The organism is Paenibacillus sp. UASWS1643 (assembly GCF_008693195.1).
In the GTDB taxonomy this organism is placed as follows: domain Bacteria; phylum Bacillota; class Bacilli; order Paenibacillales; family Paenibacillaceae; genus Paenibacillus; species Paenibacillus amylolyticus_B.
The window spans coordinates 184,191-206,494 of sequence record NZ_VXKZ01000113.1 but is presented as its reverse complement, the minus strand read 5'-3'; the positions used below and the strand labels follow the sequence as shown (position 1 = coordinate 206,494).

Here is a 22,304-nt window from a genome sequence, read left to right as displayed (position 1 = left end):
ATTAATATGCATTACAATGATTGAATTGTTTTCCAAATCCATGTAATATTAATAGGTTTCTATATAAAGGGAATTAAGGATATTAATTAATACTCCTCTTAGATACCCATACAAAAAATGAGTTTTTTAAAGGAAAGTGACCTATGGAAACATTTTATTTTATATGGATTGGGTTTATGGTACTCCTATTACTGTACAGAATGATCTTTCAGAAGTTTAAAAAACATAACAGAGAAAATATTGGGCTCAGTGCAATTCTGATTATTTTCACAGGAAGCAGTTATACTTTTACACACATGAACTTAATTCTTGTCATTAGTGTCATCGCCGTGGCCGCTTATTGTGCTGTATGGAACAGCATTCTATTTGTTAGAAATGGATATGAGCCGGAACGATTGAAATGAGCTTATACTATTACCAAAAAACCGAAACCGATTTGCCCTGTGAATCAGGCAATGTTGGTTTCGGTTTTTTAGTTGCTTGGTTAAACGTCAGGCTTCTTTATTGAGACTTAGCTAGCCAAAGGCAATGCTTTGGTAACTTGGACTGTAATCGTCTCGGTGCTTGTTACGCCTGCGGCGTTGATCAGCTCAGCACGGTACGCATACGTTCCGTTAGCGCGACCGGACAATTCAGTTGTAGCACTTTGAGAAGCTGGTGTTGCTGCGTTCAACGCTTGTGTATCAATCAACACATCATTCTCATAGAGACGGTATTCGGTTGCGTTTGTACCCCACCAGAGGTTCATGGATACGTTATAGTTGCCATCACCATCCCAGTTGTTTTGGGACAACGTAGCTTTGCCTGGAGCAGCATTGGTTACTTGTACCGTCAGCACGTCACTGCGTGTTGTGCCTTTGTCATTGGTCAACTCGGCTACGTAGGTATACGTGCCGTTGGCTTTACCTGTAATAGCCGTTTTGGAGGACTGAGCCGATGGTGAAGCTGCAGTCAACTTCTGTGTATCGATCAGAACGCCGTTCTCATACAGTTTGTACTCAGAACCGTTTTCGCCCCACCAGAGGTTCATGCTTACGTTGTACGATCCTTCGAACAGGCCAGTGGTATATCCATTATCAGAAGAAAGCACCGGTTTACCCGGTGCTCCTGCAGCTGGAGTGGAAGGCACTTCGCCGCCACCTTGCTCTTCAGCAGGTACAAAATCATTCAAGCTTCTAGGTTTCAATTGATATACATCTTTGAAAATAGCGGAAACGCCTGTGATATCGATTTTGTCACCAGCAGCATAAGGAAAGGAAGTCTCCGTCACACCTGTACGGGTGTCTACACGGATATGTGTGCTTGTTCCATCTGCTGCTACGGCGTCGAATTCAAAAGATCCAACTGGTGTAGCACTGATGATATTCTCGATCGTTACATTTTTCAATTGAACCAGTTGACCTTGGTTCGCATCTGTAATTGCAGTAACCTCGATTGGAGCAGGCACGGAAGCCGTACCTGTTTTCTCAATCGCAACGATATCGGTAAGCTCGAACTCGCTGTTATAGATGGTTGTTGCTGCCGTTACTTTCACCTTGTCACCTGCATGGAAGCCGCTAGTATGCTGGAATACGTAGATTCCGGCAGTTTCATCTTGAAGATAGAAGGCTTGTCCACCAAATGCACCCGGTTCTGTCGTCACAACACCTTCGATAGTTACGGTCGTACCAACGGCTTTGGTACGTGCTTCAGCAACTGTGATAGCTGCTGGAATCGGTCCTTCTTCTTCCGGAAGCTGTTCTGCTGGCACATTGCCAACAGTCACGGCATTGGTGATCAGGTTACTGCCGTTCAGACGCAGACGCAAGCTCGCAGCGCCAGTTGTACCCGGTTTGATACGGACGTTCAGATCTTTGGTCCCGCGACCTTGGCTGTCCGAAGTTACACTGAATGTGGAACTGTAACCGTACGAAGTTGGCCAAGTACCACTATCATTCTGGATCATGGCAACTTGTGTTCCACCAGTCAGATAGATACCTGCACTATAACCGGATACGGTTGTGTTTGGTGGCATGTTCTCCACAACTACACGAATCTGGAAGTCTTCTGCATTCGGAAGTGTATCCTGTTTCACGAAGCTGTAGGCAGCATTCGCACTGGATGCTGGACCGCCGTAAGAACCAGCCTTGAAGGTGGAACGATCGTACCACTTGTATCCGGCAGCTGGTGCAGACCAAGGTTCAGCCTGTGGTTCAGTGGAAGCAGCCGGCTCTTCGAATGGCAACAGCGCTGTAGCTGTGTCCAGTTCAAGTCCGTTTACTTGAGTTAGATTTGTGTAGTTCTCTTGTGTAGCAAGCCAGTTCACGGTGTTCACGAGCAACACGGCATCATCGGCTTCTTTAAAACCATCATAAGTCGTTTTGCGTGTGCCTGTCTCTTCACGCAAGTATTTTGGTGATGCATCTTCTACTGGAGAGGAGTCACCGATGAAGGCAGCTTTACCTGCGCCCAGCTTGGATACAGCCACATAAGGACCTTCTTCGATCCCGCCACCGTTGTAGACACCTTGGTCTACCGCGTTATTCCATTTTGCGTTGGTTTTTGGCAAGTACACAATACCTTTTGCCTTTTCCGGATCAGTGATTGCAAGTGTTGAACCTGCGTGCATGGCTACACCCGACACCCCTTCTGTGATGCCGAAGGCTTGATCTGCCGGTACAACGATATTGGCATTGATATCGCCAAGTGCGTTATAGCGGAATCGTACGCCGAAGTTATCGGACAACCAGTCCGAACTGGTTATATTTTGCATTGCTTCAGAATTACGCTCATCTGTGCTCATGCCTTTGGCCGGATCTTCGAATGCTCCCCGACGATAGCCGTTGATGACTTCAGAGCCATCCCAGCGGTTTTTGTTACGGTCTGCATTATAGTGATCTCCAACAAAGAAGATGCTGCCACCCGTTTCAACATATTGTTTCAGTGCTGCTTGTTCGGATGTTTTGAAAGGAATTTGAGGCTCTGCAATAACGAATACGTTATACTCTTTCAGATCATCATAGGTAAATGGAGTTGTCTTGCGAAGTTCTTTGACATAATAACCATCATTCGCGAGTGCATTCCCGAAGTCGGAGAAACCTCCATCAATGACCCAGTCTGCAGCTCCAGCCGTTTGGCCGTGAGAGTTGTCGAATAATACTTTCTTACCTGCATTTTGGTTCACAACCTTCGCTTGGATGATTGGTGCCGGGTCTGTCGGTCCTTCCGCATGAACCGATGAATCTCCGTTCCATAATCCGATCTGAAGCGGCAAAGCCATGGACAATGCCAGGAGTGATTTTAGAAATACTCCTCGCATACCTGTTAATTTACCCAACCAAATCCCCCCCAAATATTAGTTGATTCATGAGTTCGTCCATATTCTACCACATGAAAATCTCACATAGTCATAACAATTTGTAAAAATTAACTCGATATTTGTAAAATTGGGTCTTTTGACATATCGATAGGTATTTCGATCCTGTCTTAACACTTCCATCCGCCGTCACTGTTGACTTTGCATAAATAAAAAGCCATCTCTATGAGATGACTTTGGCCCGAATTCGATTGACGGCATGGAAGACAGAGGATTTAATCATGCCTTCACTGCGATTCACCAGCTCTGCCGTTTCCTTAATGGAGTAGCCGTGGATGAGGCGAAGTTCTAATATTTTACGGTGTTCCGTGTTGTTGATATGGGAGACAAGATCATGAACGCCTTCATTAATTTCAAGTTGGGGTGTATCGAGGTGATGGGTAGGTGCTTCCAGACGGCTGTCACGTTTAAGTGTACGGGTTCGCCTGCGGAAACTGTCCATGGCAAGGTTTCGAGCAATCCGTTTGAGATAATAGAGTAGTCGATCTTCAGGGATATCTACGGTCACATTCATCAGTCGAATGAAACAATCCTGAGCCAGATCTTCTGCGTCTTGCGGCTGTTTGACGATATGGGATAGATACCGTGTGATTTCTGATTTATAGTTGACATAAGCATCGTTGATTTGTGTAGTGTTCATATGATGTGAATCCCCCTTGGATACAGATCAGGCTTGGGTCCGGTCTGGTATGAGTCTCTTATGATCCAAGTATATCGGGAGGTTGTTTCCAAAAGGTTCAGAGTTGTATCGGAGTTGTAACATTTCGTGCTTCCCTCTATTCAAGCATACGGCTTGGGATACAAAATATAGGCAGATGAAGGAAATTCATAGAGCAGGGAGATTACGAAAGTATCATGAGACAAAAAGAGATTTTAATTATTGAGGACGAGGAGTCCATTCGCGATATTTTGTCCTATTCGTTACGCAAGGAAGGATTTGAGATCAAGGAAGCAGCTACGGGAAAAGAGGGCCTGGATCTGCTTCGGGATTCGAAGCCGGATCTGATCCTGCTGGATCTGATGCTGCCGGATATGAGCGGTTTTGATGTGTGCAGGCAACTATCTGTAAACTCCAAGATCCCCGTCATCATGATCACTGCAAAGTCGGACATGCTGGACAAGGTACTTGGCATGGAGCTTGGGGCGGATGATTATATCACGAAGCCTTTTGATATCCGTGAGGTGGTTGCGCGCATTCGGGCGATTTTTCGCCGGATTGATCTGATCAGCGAGACACTGGAGAATCAGTCCTATGAGGTGGTAAGGCTAGGCAAGCATATTGAGATCCGCAAGGATGAACGGGAAGTGTGGAAAGACGGGGAACGGGCAGGGCTCACGAATAAAGAATATGATCTGTTGTTATTTCTCGTGACCCATCATCGTAAGGTTCATACACGTTCTGAACTGCTGGACAAGGTATGGGGATTTGATTTTGCAGGAGATACCCGAACGGTGGATATTCATATACAACGGATTCGCAAGAAATTGGATAGTGGTGTGCAGGGCATTTCGATGATCGAGACTGTATTTGGTGTAGGGTATAAGCTGAATATTCAGGTGCAGACATGAAGTGGACAATCCAGTTCAAAATGGTGGTGCTCTTCTCGGTCATCGTCTTTATCGGATTCTCCGTTCTGCTGATTCTGTCCAATAAGGTGGCACAGGAGAATATGTACCGGGAAGTGCATGAGGACATGGTGCAATCGAAGAAAAATCTGGATATCGCGCTGAATCAGTACTTCCTGATTTATAACAAACGCATGAGCAGAGACTCGCTCGAAGCAGGAAGCCGCGAGCTTGCGGAGCAGATTGGTTCAGCCGTTGGCGGGAAGATTACCGTATATCGCCCCGATGCTTCGCCATACGGATCTGCTGGCAGCGAAGTTAATGTCGCTAAGCGGTCTGACCATCCTGATGTGAAGGCGGCCTTACAATCCAAGATCGCGTATACCACAGTTGTGGATAAAGGTCGGGTCACCTCCAGTCTGTCCTTTCCGCTTCAGATGAATCAACAATTGATTGGGATTGTGCAGATGGAGAAGGATTACACGGATTTGTTTAAACGCAACCTGCGTTTTCAAAGTACGATCAAACTGTTCGCAGCGGTGATTTTCGTGTTTGTATTTATCGCATCCATCTTTATTTCCCGGAAAATCACCCAACCTATCCGTGTACTCACGAAACGTTCTGCGGAAGTGGCTCAGGGGAGTCTGAATGCAGACATTCAGATAACCACCAAGGATGAGATTGGTGAACTGGCTTCAAGCTTCACCATCATGATTAATCGTGTGCGGGAGCAGATTGATGTGATCGAGCGAGAGCGGGACGAAGTGAATCAAGTACAGGCGCGAAGCAAAGTCTTTTTTGACAATGTGACACATGAATTGAAGACACCACTAACGACCATCCTGGGATACGCCCAAATTTTGCGGGATAACGGATTTACCGATCAGGATTTTTTTGACAAAGGCATGAATTATATTATCAAGGAAAGCCAGCGTCTCAACACGATTGTTGCGGATATTCTGGAAGTCTCAGTCTCCTCTGCGGTCATTCAGGCGTACCGATTCGAACGTATCGATGTATCGGATATTATTCGTGAAGCTTGTGAAGACATGTCGATTAAGGCGGGCAAGTACAACATAGGCATTCACTATGAGCTGGAGGAACATCAGTATCTACAGGGAGATCGGGACAAGCTGAAGGAGGTATTCCTCAACGTTCTGGATAATTCGGTCAAATACAGTGATGTCAATTCAATCATTGAAGTACATTCCTTCCGGTTAGGTGACACCATCGCTATTGTGATCCGTGATCAGGGAGAGGGGATTGGTGCTGAAGCACTCCAGCATGTATTTGAGCCCTTTTACCAGGATAAAGGAATCAACAGGGCCGAGAAGGGCAGCGCCGGACTGGGCTTGTCTATTGTGAAAAACATCGTGGAGCGTCATGGAGGAACAGTGGAGATGAAGAGCATCATGCGGCAAGGGACACAAGTAAATATCAGTCTTCCGGGGGAAATGAATGCATGAGACATCCCGGATTTTGGCGAAAACACCGTGACATATTGATGCTGTCGGGGCTGTTAATCGTATTTGTCAGTGGAATTTTTGGAATCGGCAGCCTGTTCAGTATAGGGAATCTCAAACCAAGAATGGTGATTTTGCCAAGTGAGCAATTCAACAGTAGTCTGGCACCACCGCCCAGCAGTACGATTCAAGTCGAGTCGGCAACCAAGATTCCGAATGACTTCGCAATCTATGATTTTGAAGTGGTAGACCGGAATACAATTATATTAAATCAACCGGAACCTTCCTATTCAGGACTGCGACTATCTCTCCTGCATCTGGATGATAATGAAGTGAAGAATATTGCAACAAATACGGAATACGGTGTAGTCATCAGCCCGGATCACAAAAAGTTGATATACTCCCAGTATCGGGCGGGTCAAGCGCAGAAGATAACGCATGAGTATATGATTCAGAGCGGGGAACGTCGTAAACTTCCGAACGATAACTCGTATTACAGAGTATTTGCAGGGAATGAATCCTACATCGGTCAGGATGATCTCTTATTCAAACAAGTTGATCTGAGCCAGGGAAAGAGTAAGACCATCTACACGTATGAAGATCTGATGGGCATGTTCACAGGATCCAGACAAGGAAAAGGTTCGAGTGATACGTTTATCGTTATGGATGTCTTTGAGGTCAGTGAAGATCTGAAGCAGCTTTATATACTGGTGATGCTGAAAGAAAACTATGCCATTTATCGTGTGTCGCTTGAGGACGCGCATGAAGTGAAGGCATATGCGGCAATGGAAGAGATTCAACAGTACAAGTTACTGAAGAACGGTGACATGCTCATCCAGGGAACGAGGAATAAGGTGCAGGGGTTATATCGGTATCGCGCAGAACAGAAGCAATATGATCTGGTCTTGAAAGGGTCCATCTGGAGCTTCGAACTGGATGCAGATCAATCGCGAATTGCTTATTTTTTGCCAATGGATAATCAGAATCAGAAGAATGAATTGCATATTGCCTATCTGAATGACAGCAAGCTTTCGTCAGATACGGTGATCTACCGTAATATTGATAGCTTCATCAAACTCAAATGGAATGATGATGAACTATTTGCAGTAGGGAGCACCATGGATAAAAGTGAAGTGTACCGCTTTAGTTTCAGAGCCTGGTAAGCTATGGAAGATATATGAAGATAGGACCTTGGTCTGGATGAGGCTGGCGACAGCTCCTATGCGGACAAGGTCTTTTTGTTGTGATATTTTACAAGTTGGATACAACTCCGGCCAGCCAGGATACATCTCCACCCTATAATAAAAGGGAATGTGCTACGCGAATCTTTACGTAACAACCTCTGTACATATTTAGCAAGTAGAAAGGAAGAAATGCAGTAATGCTTCAAGTTGAACAATTATCCCACTCGTTTCGCAATGGCCAGGGAACCGTGCCGGTGCTTCAGGATATCAACCTGACGATTGGAGAAGGCAAGATGGTAGCCCTGCTGGGCAGTTCTGGTTCGGGTAAATCCACACTGCTGAATCTGATGGCTGGGCTGATGAAACCGGATCAGGGAAAGATTCTCATTGCGGGACAAGATATTGTACGTTTCAGTGAAAATCGCCTGGCTGAGTTCAGGCGCAGTCATATCGGGTTTATTTTTCAATCCTATGAACTGCTGTCCAATCTTACGATCCGGGAAAATGTAGAATTACCCTTGGTGTTCATGGGGATAAGCCCATCGAAACGCAAAGCAAAAGCATTGAAGCTGTTGGAACAGGTTGGACTGGGTGAAAAAGCAAGCTTGTTCCCGTCCCAGTTGTCGGGCGGTCAACAACAACGTGTCAGTATTGCACGTTCGCTCATTACCGAACCCTCGGTGATCTTTGCAGATGAGCCTACCGGGAATCTGGATACCGAGACGGAGGAAGAGATTATTGCGATTTTGCAGCAGCTTAACCGGGATATGAATACAACCTTTGTCATTGTGACACATGAAGCAGAGGTCGCGGAGCAGATGCAAGTTGTGCTTACCCTGCAACATGGAATACTGGTCGAAGAGGCTGTAAGGGAAGTTTGAGGCAAAAGGAGAGGAAATGTGAGAATACGGGATGTAGCACGTATGGCCTGGGGACAGATCATTCGCAGAAAAATGGTCACACTGCTGTGCATGATGGGGCTGTCCATCGGCTCTGCCGCCATGATTATTGCACTTAGCGTAGGGCAGTCCGTACAGACCTATAGCGAGAAAACATTGAACGACAATTACAAGATGGATGAAATCACGATTACACCCAATGAAGGCATACGTACGGGGAACGGCAAGGGGGATGGTCAGACATCGAAGTTTGAACGGGGAGCTTTGACGTTGGAAAAGATTCAGATTATCCAAAGACTTCCCCATGTTGTTGCTGTGGCTCCCATGTTAAAGCTGGATTCGCTGGAAATGGTGCTTCCGGATGGTCGCAGTACGTATGTTGAGGTCATTGGTACCCAGCTGGAGACCCTGGGCGGGTTTGGATACAAGTATGCTGAGGGACGTGGGGCAGAGGATGGTCGTATGGCGGTAACCAGTTATGGGGCTGCTTTCGGACTCGTGGACCCCAAAGTAACTCAGAAGTTATTTGAGCAGTTGAATGCTGATCCATATAACAATGAGCTTTTGGAGCAGTTTACGGAAATGTCAGCGAAGCAGGATCAGCTGGTTCAGCAGCTGGTTCAGTTTCGATATGAAGATTATGCGAATGCGAGCAAAACCAAAATGAGTGGCTCTATACGCGTGTCTGGAGAGTTGACGAAGCCTTCCAACATGGATGAGATGAGCGCTCAAAACGATAAAAAAGTATATCTGCCGCTCGATACAGCTCGTGCATTGCAGGATGAGCTTGGATTACAGCAGGCCGACAGCAGTGCAGCCAAGCATCTTAACTCGGCTCTGGTCAAGGTTGAGGACAAACGTTATGTATCCCAGGTGGAAGAACAGATTAAAAAGCTGACGTTAAACACACAGAGTAATCTTTTCCAGGAGGAAGCGATGGCAGGCCAATTGGCGATGTACCAAAAAGCGGCATTGGGGATCGGTGGTTTTATCATGCTGCTGGCCTCATTATCCATTATTGTAGCAATGATTATGTCTACGCATCAGCGTCGTAAACAGATTGGTGTCATGAAGGTACTGGGCGCAAATCTGTGGCAGATCCGACAGATGTTTATTACGGAAGCAGCGATGCTTGGATTAATGGGCGGCGTGGCTGGTGTGGGGATTGCCTTTGCTGCCCTCGGCGGGGTGAATAGTCTGCTGGCGAGTCAGATGGCAGATCAGATGAATGGTCCGATGACCGTCGTTATTCAGCAGTCAGCTCTGCCACTGGGCATCGTTTTTGCTGTTCTGGTTGGCATTGTATCTGGTATATATCCGGCAATCAGCGCATCCCGAACCAATGCATTAACTGTGATCAAATCGATGTAATTTTATCAGCGAAAGGGAAATTGGGCACATGAAGAAATGGATTAAAATCATCATCACGGTTGTACTTTTGGCAGGTGTGGGGTACTGGCTGTATGAAAAGTACAAACCAAAACCGGAGGCACCTGTTGAGATCCCGCCGCCAATTACGTTTGATGTTACACAGGAAACGATGACGCAAACGATACAGGTGAAGGGGAAATCCGTATACACCGATCAGACGGATATTTTCGCTCCGTATGCTTCCAACATCAAGCAGTGGCACGTGAAAAGTGGTGAGCAGGTGAGCAAAGGCGATATCCTTTTTACCCTCGATACTTCCACGTTACAAACGGAAGTAGAACAGTTGCAGAGTGATCTGGAGAAAGCCCAACTGGAAAATAAGATGAATCAGGTTAGCCTGGATCAGGCGAATATGAGTGAGACGCTTGGCGTGACGGAAGAGGAGCGCAAGAAGGCATTTGCAGATCGGGAAGGTAAACGCCTGACGAATGAATTGAATCAAAAAGCGCTGGTCCTCAAGGAGAAGGAGATACAGAAAAAGCAGGCAGTAATAAGTAAGTCTGTTGTGTATGCTTCCGCTTCCGGTATATTTCAGATGAATGAAGAGGACAGCAAGACACGTGCGGTGACGGAAGGGCAGCTGATCGGGTCCATTACCAATATCAGCAAACTGAAATTTATGACGATTGTTGGTGAGGAGGAAATGTTCAGGCTCAAGGTGGGAATGCCAGTTAAGGTGCGAATGACAGCACAGAAAGACCTGCAATTCACCGGGAAGGTGAGCAAGGTATCCAAATTCGCCCGCAAGAGTACGGATACGGACCTCAAGCAAGCATCCCAGTTTGACGTGGTCATTGATCTGAAGTCTGACGCCAGAATGTATGGAGGCGTGAGTCTGGAAGGCGATATCGAGACGATGCGGAAGGATAAAGTGACGGTTGTGTCCAGCCTGGCGATCATGCGGGATCAGACCGAGCCTTACGTACTGTTAGACAAGGGCAATGGACAGACAGAGCCGCTGACGATCCAGGCTGGAATGGAATCGGGGGACAAGACGGAAGTGGTTAGTGGCTTGAAACCGGGAGACATTGTCGTTTTGCCTTAGATGTAGGAATTTAAGAATAAGGCATTATATGTAATGACTAGCTAGACGAGCGGGTAAATTCGGCATTGTAAAACACGAGGTTCATTGTGGCAGATTGCCAGGATGAACCTTTTGTGTCGTTTGGAGCAAGGAATGTCCAGATTCCTGCCTGAATTATGGAAAAAAATATAATTAAATTTATATAATTCAATTTACAGTAATATTTACATGTCGTATAATCAGAACATAAGGAGGTGAAACCGAACATCATGTTTGTAGATGGATAGGCGAAGACCTTTTTTTAACAGTTTAAAGAAAGCGCTTACCAAATTTAGGATTCAGACATCCCGTAAGTCATTTTTCACACTTCTTCATGTCTAACACACGTTCAACCACACCCACCATATTATACTCATTCACATGATTCGCCCTCACACACCATTTGTTTGCTCAAGATTCCAGTGATACAACCATTTCTTTTGGAGGTGATACAACCAACTCATCCGAACGTTCTCTTCGTGCTAAGCATCATAATGACACAGAGGATCAGACATGAGTACAACCCAATCTAACTAAAGGAAAGGTGGAACTATGAAGACTAAATTGAAAACCAAATCGAGAGGTAAGAAGATCCTGCGCAAAGGTGTAAAACAAATGCTGGCAGCAACGCTGCTCGCTGCGGGGATTTTCCCTGGATTGTCTCCAGGCTTGACTCAGGCGGCTGAAGCACATGTGGATAATCCATTTGTAGGGGCAACGGCCTATCTGAATCAGGACTATTCAGCTCTCGTGGATACGTCCATTGCACTGACCAACGATGCGTCGTTGAAGGCCAAGATGGAGACCGTCAAATCGTATCCAACCGCAGTATGGGTTGACCGGATTGCTGCAATCTATGGCGGCACGGACAACGCTGGTCGCAAAAGTGTAGAGCAGCATCTTGATGCCGTTCTCGCTCAAAAGAAACCGGGTACACCGATCACCGCTTCATTTGTTATTTACAATCTGCCCGGACGGGATTGTCATGCACTCGCATCGAATGGTGAACTTCCACTAACACAGGCGGCACTGCAGACCTATAAAACGGATTATATTGATGTGCTCGCAGATATCTTCGCAGATCCGAAGTATCAGGACATTCGCATTATTGCTGTCATTGAACCGGACAGTCTGCCTAACCTTGTGACCAACCTGAGTACACCAGCTTGTGGTCAAGCCAGCTCAACAGGTATCTATGAGGCGGGTGTGAAGTATGCATTGGACAAGCTGCATGCCATTCCGAATGTGTACAACTATCTGGATATCGGCCACTCCGGCTGGCTTGGATGGGATAACAACCGTTCTGCAGCAGTCGCGCTGTATACAAGTGTTGTGCAAGGGACAGCCGCAGGTCTGAGCAGTGCAGATGGCTTCATTACAAATACAGCAAACACTACACCGCTGGGGGAGCCGAACCTGTCTAACCCTGATCTCAATATCGGTGGACAACCGATTAAATCTGCCAAGTTTTATGAGTGGAATCCTTATTTTGACGAAACCGATTTCACCGCTGCGCTGTATGCCGATTTCGTACAAGCTGGCTGGCCAAGCAGCACAGGTTTCCTAATTGATACTAGCCGTAATGGGTGGGGCGGGGTAGACCGTCCAGTATCTGCTACGGGCAGCAACATCAATGACTATGTGAATTCCGGACGTGTAGATCGCCGGGAGCATCGGGGGAACTGGTGTAATGCTAGTGGTGCAGGTATTGGTGAAGCACCTAAGGCTGCACCAGGACCAGCGCATCTGGATGCTTATGTATGGGTGAAACCTCCGGGTGAATCCGATGGCTCCAGCTCCGAAATTCCGAATAACGAAGGCAAAGGTTTCGACCGGATGTGTGATCCAACCTTCACAACTCGGGATGGTGTATTAACAGGTGCGTTGCCTAATGCTCCGGTATCGGGTCACTGGTTCCATGATCAATTCGTGGCACTGGTGAAAAACGCATTCCCTGTACTTCCTGCAAGTAACGGTGGAGGCAATCCTCCGGGGGGAACAACAGCTCCGGCAGCACCAGCAGCATTGACGGCTTCTGCCGGTAACGCTCAAGTCTCCTTGACGTGGACTGCTTCTACAGGGGCTACAAGTTATAGCGTGAAGCGGGCACTGAGTGCTTCAGGTCCATTCACAACGATTGCAGCTAATGTAAGTGGAACATCTTACAGCAACACCGGCCTGATCAATGGTACAACCTATTATTATGTGGTAACGGCAACAAATGCAGTAGGTGAAAGTGTTAACTCTGCAACAGCAACAGCTACACCGGTTGCAGGTGTAACGGCGCCAGCTGCACCGACTGCTCTCACAGCAACTGCAGGCAATGCGCAGGTGAGCCTGACGTGGACCGCTTCTACAGGTGCAACAAGTTATGATGTGAAACGCGCACTGAGTGCAACAGGTCCATTCACAACAATCGCGGCGAATGTGAGTGGTACGTCCTACACCAACACTTCCCTGACGAACGGCACAACGTATCATTATGTGGTAAGTGCAGTGAATGCAGCAGGGCAAAGTGCCAATTCCGCTGTAGCTTCCGCGACACCTCAAAGTGTCGTTGTTCCAACGAGTGATCTTGTCGTGCAATATCGTGCTGGAGATACCAATGCTCAAGATAGCCAGATCAAACCGTATTTCAACATCAAAAATCTGGGTAGTACTGCTGTGAATCTGAGTGATCTGAAGATCAGATACTACTTTTCCAAAGAAGGCTCGGCTGCGATGGATTCTGCCATCGATTACGCTCAAGTTGGTGGAGCCAATATCCAGCGGACCTTCACAGACTCGTATGTGGAACTGAGCTTCACATCTGGCGCTGGCAACATTCAGGCTGGTGGACAGACTGGAGACATCCAGCTTCGCATGTACAAAACAGACTGGTCCAACTTTGACGAGACGAATGACTACTCTTTCGATCCAACCAAAACATCCTACCAGGATTGGAACAAGGTAACACTCTATCAAGGTGGAAACCTGGTATGGGGCATTGAGCCTTAAACTTTATTTGTAACTGTCTTAACCGTGATCCTCAGTGTGTTAGAGGATCGCGGTTTTTTGCTATTCATTACAAGAGTCATTCTAGATTGAAGTTCTTGATCATAAGAACGATTCGTAACCGGAACGGATAACCCTCAGAGTTGCAAGTACTTATTTCCTAAATGAGACTCCTAAAAACACTGATTATTGATCGTTTTGGACGGATATTTGCCTAGGGTCTGGCAGGCAGGATGTCTATAATAGACCCGATGGGCGAGATCGCCTCGCTCGGATTGGAAAGAGAATGGAAGGGGGACCGCACTCTGGTAGTCGGGCAAGCTGATTTCTCTTTTTTATATTTGTAAGCGTAATCATTATGGATTGGGATCTTTCGTTGAAGAAGGCCTGTATGGATTATCCAACGTATAATTATCATCGATGTGTATATGCGTTACCCATTCTGTCTCAAGGAGCGTGAAGGTGGATGAACTTAGAAACAACAGCGCCGGTACATAAGGGATCGGTGTCAGGTCGGCAATCCGGTCGCAGGAAGGCTCGTATGCCACTTGCAGCCAAGGTGCTCTCTTCGGCACTTAGCGTAGCTTTGCTCATTGGAGGAACAGCTGGCGTTACGGGAGCGGAAGCTTCCAACGGTAATGGGGCGACGGAGGCCAGCCTGCAATCACATAAGGGGGGCAGTCACGTGAAAGAGATTCAACTGGAATATCTGGATCGGGGTCTGGTGGCTGCTTCGACATCTGAAGGTGTTTTTCTTAGTTGGAGATTGCTTGGTGACGAAGCAACAGGGTATAGCGACAAAGGGCTGACAGGTACGGACTTTAACGTCTATCGTGATGGCAAAAAGATCGCTACTGTCACCGACAGCACCAACTATGTAGATGCCGCGGGCAAATCGTCTTCCCGTTATGAAGTGGCAGCGGTGAACAAGAAGGGCAAGGAAAGCAAACGCAGCGCCTCCGTCAAACCTTGGGCGAACGGTTACGTGGATATTCCATTACAAAAACCGGCCGATGGTGTGACACCTGCGGGAGAAGCTTATACGTATTCTGCCAATGACATGAGCTTAGGTGATGTGGACGGGGATGGCCAATATGAGTTTTTCGTCAAATGGGACCCTTCCAACGCCAAGGACGTATCGCAAAAAGGGTACACTGGTAAAACCTACATTGATGCTTATACCCTGGACGGACAGTTGCTGTACCGAATCGATCTTGGGGTCAACATCCGTGCAGGTGCTCACTATACACAGATGCTCGTTTATGATTTTGACGGGGATGGCAAAGCCGAGATGATGTTTAAGACTGCTCCGGGCACGAAGATTATCAAATATAATAAAAAAGGAAAAGTGACCTCCGAGAAGTACATTACGCTTCCGAAGCAGGATCGCAAGGCAGGGTACTCGAACGAGGATGATTATCGTTTAAGTGCTGATGGGTACTACGATCACGTGGTGGATATGTTCAGGAATTGGCATAAACACGATGAAGTTGTGAAGGGGAATTGGCCTGCAACGTTGGAAGAGGCTTTTGGAATAGAGAAAAAATATAACTATCCATTATCACAACAGGATGCCGAGAGTCTGGCCGACTACTTCATTGATGTGTATGCAGTAGAACGCAGCAACCGCAATGAGCTGCGCAAGTTCGAAGGTTTCATCGTGGATGGGCCTGAGTATGTTACGGTATTTGAAGGCAAATCAGGTAAAGAGCTGGAGACCATTCCATATGAACCCGAGCGTCATGATGATGGTCTGATGTGGGGCGATTATGCCATGGCACGGATTGAACCTGGCAATCGGGTGGACCGTTTCCTGGCGGGCGTGGCGTATCTGGATGGCAAGAAACCATCTGCAATCTTTGCACGCGGATACTACACACGTTCGACGATGGTTGCTTACAACTGGGATGGCAAGAAGTTGAAAAAGGAATGGAAAGTGGACAGCGGCTGGACACCGATGAAGAACCCATTCAATGACGGGCCACACGGCGTAGATGGTACAGATCCAGAGTACGGCTCCATAACAACCCAGGGAGCGCACTATTTCAGCGTGGCGGATGTGGATGGAGATGGCAAACAGGAGATTATCTATGGCTCCGCTACAATTGATCATGACGGCAGCGTGCTGTACAGCTCCACAGATCTGATGCCTGCTGAAAGTGCTGCACCGGGAACCATTGCCCGTCTGGGTCATGGGGACGCACTTCATGTGGCAGATATTGACCCTGATCGTCCGGGACTTGAGATTTTCATGGTTCACGAGGGTGGTCCTTGGGCTCCGTACGGCTATTCCCTGCGTGATGCGAAGACCGGAGAAGTGATCTATGGCGGATACACAGGGAAAGATACCGGACGCGGCATGGTGGGTGATGTTGATCCGACTCGTCGTGGGTTGGAGACCTGGGCTGTAGGCATGTGGACAGCACAGGGGCAGAAAATCAGTGATCAAGCACCGGGAACGAATATGAATATCCGTTGGTCTGGTGATATGACGACACAGATCGTTGATGGTGCGATTGATGTTACACCAACCATCAAAGACTGGAATCGTGGCACGTTGCTGACGGCAACAGGTACATTGACTAACAATCATACCAAAGGTACACCTTCTCTTGTAGCTGATATTTTCGGAGATTGGCGGGAAGAGATGCTGGTGAGAACCACCGACAGCTCGGCGATCCGTATCTATCTGAGTACCGAGAAGACAGACCGCAAGCTGTACACGCTGATGCATGATGCGATGTATCGCGTGGGCATTGCCGGACAGAACAGTGGATACAACCAGCCTTCCTATCCGTCCTTCTACATGGCATCGGATATAGACTGGTCCAAAGTAACGCTGCCCAAGTTCTACACGCCAGGTAAGGGCGGAAAGTAAGCAGGCCGGAGTAATAATAGCTAGCAATAGCAACATAACATGTGTTCATGATCAGCCTGTAACGTAACGCAGCGTCGTTAGTTTTAAGAGTTGGCATCGAAGCTTGGAAGCTCTGGAATCCCAATGTGTCCCGCACATGGAGGTTTCAGAGCTTTTTTCACATAAGGATCTGCGGATAAAGCTTGGCGGTTTCTCAGCCATCCGTGTTACGTCTTTCTTTTACATACAGTTTATATCCACCCGACAGAATTGTTACAATGGAGAAAAGTGAGGATTGATCGTTGTATGAATGGAGGTGTGGATGTGAGTATCACAAAACGCTGGACAGGAAGCCTATATCAGGAGGCATTGCGAACAGAGGACTGCGGGCCGCGTTTTTACGCGTATTATTACAAGCAATGGGACAACTACCGTATGTCCTATCACAATCATGATTCCACGGAGATCATGTATATTATTTCGGGAATGTGCCGGGTGGATGTTCAGATGCCGGATGGGGGCTCGGAGCAGGCCGTTTTGAAAAAAGGACAGTTCATTATGCTCGACGCAGGTGTCCCGCACCGTTTGCTGGTGGAAGATGGCGTGCCTTGCCGGATGCTCAATGTGGAGTTTGGTTTCTCCACCTCGTCTCCTGGACAGCTATCCATCCGCCAGCTTGCGCTGGAAGAGGAAGAAGTCCAAGCTTTACTGACTAATGCTTCGCCATATCTGGTATTACCTGATCCGGAAGAGGTGTACCACATTATGAAAAGTCTAGTGTTGGAACTCGATCAGCGTGGTCTACTGGAGCAAGGAAGATCAACTGTGCCGATGAAGATCATTCCACCAGAGGAAAGGTCACATCACCGCGAAGCCCGGAATCTCTCGTCCCCGGAACAGGGAATGTTGGTGCGTACGTTGTTCATCCAGTTGATCGTCCGTGTGGCACGTCTGCGTGGGGAAATGAACCGGAGTGCGCCAGATCAGGCGGAGTTGTATGTCAAACGAACGATTGAATTCATGCATCATAATATGGATCGCAATATTCAGATGAAGGACATTGCCGCAGCCGTCAATCTGCATCCGGGTTATTTGCATCGCATTTTCCGTCAGCACACGCAGCGTACACCAACCGACTACCTGACGATGCTTCGCATGGAGAAGGCCAAGATGCTGCTTCAGCAGACCAATATCCCGATTTCAGAGATATCCGATTATGTCGGGGTAGGCAGTCGTCAGTATTTTCATATGTTGTTCAAAAAATATACAGGCTGTACGCCAGTTGAATTTCGCTCCTCTATGGAACGACATGTCAGTCAGTACCCGCCGAATGAATAAGTTAGGATTTTTGACAACAAGATCTTGAACAGGTCATGATTTTGATAACGCTTCCCTATTTGCCGTTGGTACAATGATTTCATGAAGAAGTCATTAACCGAAGCAAAAGATTTGGATTAGGGGAGGATATAAACATGTCGTTTAAAGTGGCGTTTATCGGGGCAGGAAGTATCGGATTCACACGGGGATTGCTGCGGGATTTGCTGACGGTACCGGAGTTTAACAACATCGAAATTGCGTTCTGCGATATTAACCAACACAATCTGGACATGGTGACTGAGCTGTGTCAGCGGGATATCCGTGAGAATGGATTGAATATTCAGATTCAGCCGACAACGGATCGGAAAGAAGCGTTGAAAGATGCGAAGTATGTACTGTGTACGATTCGTGTCGGGGGACTGGAAGCATTTGCAACCGATGTGGATATTCCACTGAAATATGGGGTTGATCAATGTGTCGGCGACACGCTGTGTGCAGGTGGCATTATGTATGGACAACGCGGAATCGCTGAGATGTTGGATATCTGTAAAGATATTCGTGCACATAGCGCACCTGACGTGCTGCTCTTGAACTATTCCAATCCGATGGCGATGCTCACATGGGCCTGCAATAAGTATGGCGGTGTGCGGACGATCGGACTGTGTCATGGGGTACAGCATGGTCATCATCAGATTGCGGAAGCTTTTGGTTTGAAAAAGAGTGAAGTGGATATTGTCTGTGCCGGCATCAACCATCAGACTTGGTATATTCAGGCTTCTCATGAAGGTAAAGATCTTACAGGTGATCTGCTCGAAGCTTTTGAGAAACATCCAGAGTACAGCCGTACCGAAAAAGTACGGATCGATATGCTGCGCCGCTTCGGATACTACAGTACGGAATCGAATGGTCACCTGAGTGAATATGTGCCGTGGTACCGCAAACGTCCGGAAGAGATCAATGAATGGATCGACCTGGGCAACTGGATCAATGGAGAGACAGGTGGCTATCTGCGGGTATGTACCGAGGGACGCAACTGGTTCGAGACTGATTTTCCTAACTGGATGAAGGATGAACCGATGCAATTCATTCCGGAAAAACGGGGTGAGGAGCACGGTTCGTACATTATTGAAGGGCTGGAGACGGGACGTGTCTATCGCGGACATTTCAATACCGTTAATAATGGAGTAATCTCGAACCTGCCAGATGATGCGATTATTGAGGCACCGGGATATGTGGATCGCAACGGTATCTCCATGCCGCATGTAGGGGATCTGCCCCTTGGCCCGGCGGCGGTATGTAATGTGAGTATTTCCGTGCAACGTCTTGCGGTTGAAGCCGCGGTGAACGGAGACGACAAATTACTTCGTCAGGCGTTCATGATGGACCCGCTCGTGGGTGCCGTATGTAATCCGAAGGAGATCTGGCAGATGGTCGACGAGATGCTGGTTGCACAGGCCAAGTGGTTGCCACAGTATGGTGATGCTATCACTGCCGCAGAAGCGAGACTCGCTGCTGGTGACTTGATTCCAACGAAGGAATATGAAGGTGCAGCACGTCTTAAGGTGAAAACGGTGGAAGAAATGAAACAGGATCGCGATGCTGCCAACAAAAACGCGGGTGAATCCGATAAAGGGAAAGATAGAGAGAAAGTGCAGCAATAGATAAAAAGGCGTAAGGGCCTCTCCGAAATTGGAGGGGCCCTGTTTGTTTTTATTTTTTTTCGACACCACGGATCACAAAGGCAAAAGAGGTATCACCCAAGGAAACCTGCGAATTTTGAGGGGATGTCCACCGGGCAAAGGCTCCATAATAATGAGTTCCTTTTTCCTGTGACAACTGGAATGAACCTTCTCGCAAAGAGATGGGACGTGCCTTCCCATTCACATATTCAACCAGAGTGAACTCGTCAGGGGGTACATTCGTATCCAGATGAATAGATATATTCTCACCTACCAACACGGAGACAGGTACTTTACCTTCCAGCAGTTCCATATCCCCTGCATAGTCAGCACACATTCCCCAGCAATAACTGCCCTGTATAGCAGGAATAGAGATGCCGCTTTCGCTCTGAATAGCTGGCGTAGGTAGCTTCTGAGGTAAGGTTGGCTCCGGTTCCTGAACCTGTTGTAATCCCATTTTGGCTTCCTTTACATTAGTTTCTGGTGGTGTTGCGGTAATATTTCTAGGGTTACTTGGAGTAGGGTTACAGCCGGATAATATAAGCATAGTTGAAAGAAATACCAATGTGGTCAATGTTCTTATCGTATTGAAGAATTTTATTTTATCCACCTCCCTGATATCTTCCAGACGAAAAGCAAGTGAGGATTGTTGCTAGTGTTGCTCTTGCGATACATATTTACCATGTGATACATATTACCTTTACAGACATAGTAATGTGTCTTATAGTAGACACAGGATTGAAGAAAGTCGGTGAAACTCGTAGATGGATGTGCAAGTGATTAACAGTGATCTGATTCGGGGCAATATTGACCCCATCATTCTGAGTGTACTTATACCTTCTGATAACTATGGTTACAGCATTATTAAGGAGATCTATCGTAAGAGCGGAGAGCAGTTTGAATTGAAGGAACCTACGCTTTATTCCAGTTTGAAGAGGCTGGAGAAGAGTGGATATGTGGAGTCCTACTGGGGGGAAGAGACGCAGGGAGGACGACGCAAATATTACCGGATTACAACGCAAGGCCTCGAAGCCTACAGAGATCAGGTTCATGCTTGGCAAGCAGCCAAGGGACTGATTGATTGCATGATTGTCACTGGAGAAAAAGGAGATGAAGACCTATGAGATTGGATGCTCGCATCACCCGTCATGTGAATCGTTTGTTCGCTCACGCACAAGATACATTAGACAATCGAGAATTAAAAGAAGAGATTCACAGCAATCTCGTTGCGCGGATTGACGATTATATCTCGCAGGGGATGAGTGAAGAGAAGGCGTTCCAGACCGCCATTCAGTATATCGCTGGTATGGATGAAGTGATGAGTGACCATCGAAGGGTACAACGTGTTCCTTACTGGACAGCGTTGTTGCAGTCTGCTCTGATTTATAGCCTCATAGCCTGGATCATTACCATTCCAATGAGAGTGCTGATGCAAGGCTCCGCCATAAACAATGTGCTTATGATCGTGAGCCTCATTGTTGGTGGCACATATGTATTATATCTGTTGATCAACAAGTCGAACGATCCTGCAACTTCCGTGAAAACAACGGTTATTCGAATCCCTGCCTTAGTGCAGTGGAATCGCAGAATATGGTGGTTGTGGGCGGCATTAATACTCGTACTATGGGGAACGCAGGCAGCGTTGCGATTCGGAAGCAACATCTGGTTTAATCGACCCATTCAGGTGGATGGACCCTATCAGTTTGCTGTGATCGTCATTGCCTTTGCTATCCCGTTACTGAGCGTTATTATTCCTTTGGTAGTACATCGTGCGTATCGGATCATTAGCAAATATGAAGTGAGTGATGTGTCATGAGAGGGAAAAATATATGGATTATTGCACTCGTTGTTCTCGGTGTGGTTGGCCTTGTGTTCGTTGAGGGTTTCGTTAATCCGAGGAACGAGGCAAAACAGAATCGATATGAAGCAGAGCAGCAAAATCCGCTGACACATGATTTTGCCGCTTTAGCCAAATATCGCAGTCCCTACATGGGTGATAATTCAAACCTTAGTCATCTGAATCAGGCTTTACCTTTACGAGAAAGATTGAATGGTTACCAACTGTACCCGGAGACGTTCACGGCTCAAGTGAATTATAGCTTGGATACGCGTGAGATGGATGCAGAGGAACTTGAGCGGATACTCGTATATAATGCGGTTGCGAACTTTGTTATGATCGATAATCTGGAGCAGATCGTCTACCAGTTTGAGAATACCAGCCATACCTTACGTCGTGAATCTGCCCAACAATGGACAGGTACGGAATTAAAGGAGCTTCAGAACCCGGAGCTATGGAATTCGACTGTACGCGAGAAGCTGGTAGAACCGGTACAAGTGAAAGAGGCTTTTTCACAGATTGTTGACAATTAAGCTGCATGAAATAGAAGGAAATAGGTAAGAGACTCGACTCTTCTTCCATGCTATGTTATTATAAATCTCTGATAACGTGGTAACGAACTAAAGCGTTTGGGTTTTGGTTATAGACATGGAGGGGTT

The 22,304-nt window shown here is 47.1% G+C and carries 16 protein-coding genes; 13 read left to right on the top strand and 3 right to left on the bottom strand.

The features are described 5' to 3' along the window. Positions 1-511: 511 nt before the first annotated feature. Together FE296_RS21210 and FE296_RS21205 are read right to left on the bottom strand one after the other, a co-directional pair. Positions 512-3,298, bottom strand: coding sequence for a DUF5689 domain-containing protein (locus FE296_RS21210; protein ID WP_411860597.1), 2,787 nt, complete (start codon positions 3,296-3,298; stop codon positions 512-514). 220 nt (positions 3,299-3,518) lie between these two features. Further along, entirely contained in the window at positions 3,519-3,995 is a 477-nt protein-coding gene (locus FE296_RS21205; protein WP_124117238.1) for an RNA polymerase sigma factor, read from the bottom strand. Between the two features lie 215 nt (positions 3,996-4,210). On the opposite strand from FE296_RS21205, the gene FE296_RS21200 reads away from it, so the two are divergent. From FE296_RS21200 to melA, 10 genes are all read left to right on the top strand, one after another. Beyond that, complete coding sequence (locus FE296_RS21200; protein WP_124117237.1) at positions 4,211-4,924, top strand: response regulator transcription factor; 714 nt, start codon at positions 4,211-4,213, stop codon at positions 4,922-4,924. After that, positions 4,921-6,387 (top strand): sensor histidine kinase, encoded by a 1,467-nt coding sequence (locus FE296_RS21195; protein WP_150366215.1) that lies wholly within the window; start codon positions 4,921-4,923, stop codon positions 6,385-6,387. The genes FE296_RS21200 and FE296_RS21195 overlap by 4 nt, the downstream gene beginning before the upstream one ends. Then, complete coding sequence (locus FE296_RS21190; protein ID WP_150366214.1) at positions 6,384-7,547, top strand: hypothetical protein; 1,164 nt, start codon at positions 6,384-6,386, stop codon at positions 7,545-7,547. Before FE296_RS21195 ends, FE296_RS21190 begins: the two co-directional genes overlap by 4 nt. A 218-nt stretch (positions 7,548-7,765) precedes the next feature. After that, entirely contained in the window at positions 7,766-8,449 is a 684-nt protein-coding gene (locus tag FE296_RS21185; RefSeq protein ID WP_047841819.1) for an ABC transporter ATP-binding protein, read from the top strand. Positions 8,450-8,467: 18 nt separating this feature from the next. Beyond that, the gene (locus FE296_RS21180; protein WP_150366213.1) at positions 8,468-9,838 is read left to right on the top strand and encodes an ABC transporter permease; all 1,371 of its coding nucleotides are present in this window, start codon (positions 8,468-8,470) and stop codon (positions 9,836-9,838) included. A gap of 28 nt (positions 9,839-9,866) precedes the next feature. Continuing rightward, complete coding sequence (locus FE296_RS21175) at positions 9,867-10,943, top strand: efflux RND transporter periplasmic adaptor subunit (RefSeq protein ID WP_150366212.1); 1,077 nt, start codon at positions 9,867-9,869, stop codon at positions 10,941-10,943. 570 nt (positions 10,944-11,513) lie between these two features. After that, positions 11,514-13,958, top strand: coding sequence for a glycoside hydrolase family 6 protein (locus FE296_RS21170; protein WP_190945410.1), 2,445 nt, complete (start codon positions 11,514-11,516; stop codon positions 13,956-13,958). 538 nt (positions 13,959-14,496) lie between these two features. After that, positions 14,497-16,833 carry a rhamnogalacturonan lyase gene (locus FE296_RS21165; protein ID WP_150366327.1) on the top strand — a complete coding sequence of 779 codons (2,337 nt, stop codon included), beginning with the start codon at positions 14,497-14,499 and terminating at the stop codon, positions 16,831-16,833. 303 nt (positions 16,834-17,136) lie between these two features. Then, positions 17,137-18,150: an AraC family transcriptional regulator gene (locus FE296_RS21160; protein ID WP_223868971.1), complete on the top strand. Its 1,014-nt coding sequence runs from the start codon at positions 17,137-17,139 to the stop codon at positions 18,148-18,150. Between the two features lie 134 nt (positions 18,151-18,284). Next, positions 18,285-19,790 (top strand): alpha-glucosidase/alpha-galactosidase, encoded by a 1,506-nt coding sequence (melA, locus tag FE296_RS21155; RefSeq protein WP_150366210.1) that lies wholly within the window; start codon positions 18,285-18,287, stop codon positions 19,788-19,790. 49 nt (positions 19,791-19,839) lie between these two features. Here the strand turns inward: melA and FE296_RS21150 are convergent, their stop codons facing one another. Further along, positions 19,840-20,265 (bottom strand): hypothetical protein, encoded by a 426-nt coding sequence (locus FE296_RS21150; RefSeq protein ID WP_150366209.1) that lies wholly within the window; start codon positions 20,263-20,265, stop codon positions 19,840-19,842. Positions 20,266-20,572: 307 nt separating this feature from the next. On the opposite strand from FE296_RS21150, the gene FE296_RS21145 reads away from it, so the two are divergent. Genes FE296_RS21145 through FE296_RS21135 form a run of 3 tightly spaced genes read left to right on the top strand, consistent with a single transcriptional unit; the run spans position 20,573 to position 22,178 of the window. Continuing rightward, positions 20,573-20,932: a PadR family transcriptional regulator gene (locus tag FE296_RS21145; protein WP_150366208.1), complete on the top strand. Its 360-nt coding sequence runs from the start codon at positions 20,573-20,575 to the stop codon at positions 20,930-20,932. Continuing rightward, the gene (locus FE296_RS21140) at positions 20,929-21,624 is read left to right on the top strand and encodes a permease prefix domain 1-containing protein (protein WP_124117221.1); all 696 of its coding nucleotides are present in this window, start codon (positions 20,929-20,931) and stop codon (positions 21,622-21,624) included. Before FE296_RS21145 ends, FE296_RS21140 begins: the two co-directional genes overlap by 4 nt. Next, positions 21,621-22,178, top strand: a complete 558-nt coding sequence (locus tag FE296_RS21135) for a DUF4825 domain-containing protein (RefSeq protein ID WP_124117220.1) — start codon at positions 21,621-21,623, stop codon at positions 22,176-22,178. Before FE296_RS21140 ends, FE296_RS21135 begins: the two co-directional genes overlap by 4 nt. Positions 22,179-22,304: the final 126 nt, after the last annotated feature.

Bases quoted from the DNA above. Each gene is read 5' to 3' on its own strand.
- FE296_RS21185 (WP_047841819.1), top strand. From the start codon at position 7,766: ATGCTTCAAGTTGAACAATTATCCCACTCGTTTCGCAATGGCCAGGGA.
- FE296_RS21135 (WP_124117220.1), top strand. From the start codon at position 21,621: ATGAGAGGGAAAAATATATGGATTATTGCACTCGTTGTTCTCGGTGTG.
- FE296_RS21175 (WP_150366212.1), top strand. From the start codon at position 9,867: ATGAAGAAATGGATTAAAATCATCATCACGGTTGTACTTTTGGCAGGT.
- melA (WP_150366210.1), top strand. From the start codon at position 18,285: ATGTCGTTTAAAGTGGCGTTTATCGGGGCAGGAAGTATCGGATTCACA.
- FE296_RS21200 (WP_124117237.1), top strand. From the start codon at position 4,211: ATGAGACAAAAAGAGATTTTAATTATTGAGGACGAGGAGTCCATTCGC.
- FE296_RS21165 (WP_150366327.1), top strand. From the start codon at position 14,497: ATGCCACTTGCAGCCAAGGTGCTCTCTTCGGCACTTAGCGTAGCTTTG.
- FE296_RS21190 (WP_150366214.1), top strand. From the start codon at position 6,384: ATGAGACATCCCGGATTTTGGCGAAAACACCGTGACATATTGATGCTG.
- FE296_RS21170 (WP_190945410.1), top strand. From the start codon at position 11,514: ATGAAGACTAAATTGAAAACCAAATCGAGAGGTAAGAAGATCCTGCGC.
- FE296_RS21210 (WP_411860597.1), bottom strand. From the start codon at position 3,298: ATGCGAGGAGTATTTCTAAAATCACTCCTGGCATTGTCCATGGCTTTG.
- FE296_RS21205 (WP_124117238.1), bottom strand. From the start codon at position 3,995: ATGAACACTACACAAATCAACGATGCTTATGTCAACTATAAATCAGAA.
- FE296_RS21150 (WP_150366209.1), bottom strand. From the start codon at position 20,265: ATGGGATTACAACAGGTTCAGGAACCGGAGCCAACCTTACCTCAGAAG.
- FE296_RS21145 (WP_150366208.1), top strand. From the start codon at position 20,573: ATGGATGTGCAAGTGATTAACAGTGATCTGATTCGGGGCAATATTGAC.
- FE296_RS21140 (WP_124117221.1), top strand. From the start codon at position 20,929: ATGAGATTGGATGCTCGCATCACCCGTCATGTGAATCGTTTGTTCGCT.
- FE296_RS21195 (WP_150366215.1), top strand. From the start codon at position 4,921: ATGAAGTGGACAATCCAGTTCAAAATGGTGGTGCTCTTCTCGGTCATC.